The following is a 1,837-nucleotide window of genomic DNA, read 5'->3' as shown; positions in this document are numbered from 1 at the left end:
TCCGGGATGGTGCGCAAGCACCAGACCCGGAATCTCGAGATTCCGGGTTCGATGCTCGCGCATCGCCCCGGAATGACGGCATTCAAACTCACTACTTCGGCAGCTTCGCCTTCAGCGCATACAACGCCTCTAGCGCCTCGCGCGGCGACATCTCGTCGGGATGCAGGGCCTTCACCGCCTCCATCAACTGCTCGGCCTCGCTCGGCGGCGCGGCTTCGGCGGCGGCGCGGGAGGGGACGGCGAACAGCGGCAGATCGTCGGCGAGCGCCCGCGCGGTCTGGCCGCGATCCTGCGCCTCCAGCTTCGCCAGCACCGACTTGGCGCGCGTGATCACGGCCGGGGGAAGCCCTGCGAGTTTCGCGACCTGAATGCCGTAGGAGCGGTCGGCGGAGCCCGGCAGCACCTCGTGCAGGAACACAACGTCGCCCTGCCACTCCTTCACCCGCACCGTGGCGTTGAACATCCGCGGCAGTTTTGCCGAAAGTGCGGTCAGCTCGTGATAATGCGTGGCGAACAGCGCGCGGCAGCGGTTGGCTTCATGCAGATGCTCGATCGCGGCCCAGGCGATCGACAGGCCGTCGAAGGTGGCGGTGCCGCGGCCGATTTCATCCAGGATCACCAGCGAGCGTTCGCTGGCCTGGTTGAGGATCACGGCGGTCTCGACCATCTCGACCATGAAGGTAGAGCGGCCGCGCGCGAGATCGTCGGCCGCGCCGACGCGGCTGAACAGCCGGTCGACGACGCCGATCCGCGCGCGCGACGCTGGCACGTAGGAGCCGATCTGCGCCATCAGCGCGATCAGCGCGTTCTGGCGCAGGAAGGTCGATTTGCCGGCCATGTTCGGGCCGGTGATCAGCCAGATCTGGCCGGATTTTTGCGCAGGCCCGGGCGAGAGGTCGCAGGCGTTGGCAATGAACGGCTGGCCGCCGCGCTTCAGCGCCTGTTCGACGACGGGGTGCCGGCCGCCTTCGACGGCGAAGCCGAGCGAGCCATCGACTTCGGGCCGCACGTAATTGTCGTCTATCGCAAGCTTCGCCAGCGCGGTCGCGACATCGAGCAGCGCGAACGCATGCGCCGCGGCGCGCAGATCGTCGCTGGCGGCGAGCGCCATCGCCGAGAGCCGCTCGAAGATTTCTAGTTCGAGGTTGAGGGCGCGATCGCCGGCATTGGCGATCTTGGCTTCGATCTCGCCGAGCTCGGAAGTGGTGAAGCGAACCTGCCCCGCCAGCGTCTGGCGGTGGATGAAGGTTGCGTTCAGCGGCGGCGCCATCAGCTTGTCGCCGTGCTGCGCCGTCACCTCGACAAAATAGCCGAGGACGTTGTTGTGCCGGATCTTCAGCGCCTTGATGCCGGTATCCTCGGCATAACGCGCCTGCATCGCGGCGACGACGAGGCGGGAGGCGTCGCGCAGATTTCGGCTCTCGTCGAGCGCGGCCTCATAGCCCTCGCGGATGAAGCCGCCGTCGCGCTTGATCAGCGGCAGTTGTTCGGCGAGCGCGCGTTCGAATTCGCGGGCGAGGTCGCGTGAGGGGCGGCGCAGCGCCTCCATCACGGCAATGATTTCGGATGGTGGAGCTTCCAGTTGCGCGAGCCTCGCGAGTGCCTGATCCGCAGCAATGATACCGTCGCGCAAACCCGCAAGGTCGCGCGGACCGCCGCGTCCAACCGACAGCCGCGCCAGCGCGCGCGACATGTCGGGCGCTGCGCGCAGCGTGGTTCTGATATCGTCGCGCGCTGCGCTGTCAGCGACAAAGGCGGCAATCGCGTCCAGCCGCCGCGCGATTCCCGCGCTGTCGGTCAGCGGCGCGGCAAGGCGCTGCGCCAAGAGCCGCGAGCC

General features: G+C 67.9%; 1 protein-coding gene. It reads right to left on the bottom strand.

Annotated features, from left to right (window positions below; all coding sequences use genetic code 11):
- Positions 1 to 91 precede the first annotated feature (91 nt).
- A partial coding sequence (gene mutS, locus CP49_RS22400; RefSeq protein WP_082646167.1) for a DNA mismatch repair protein MutS occupies positions 92 to 1,837 on the bottom strand: 1,746 nt, incomplete at its 5' end.

It is taken from the genome of Bradyrhizobium valentinum (assembly GCF_001440405.1).
Lineage (GTDB): Bacteria > Pseudomonadota > Alphaproteobacteria > Rhizobiales > Xanthobacteraceae > Bradyrhizobium > Bradyrhizobium valentinum.
This window is presented reverse-complemented; position numbering and strand designations above follow the sequence as displayed.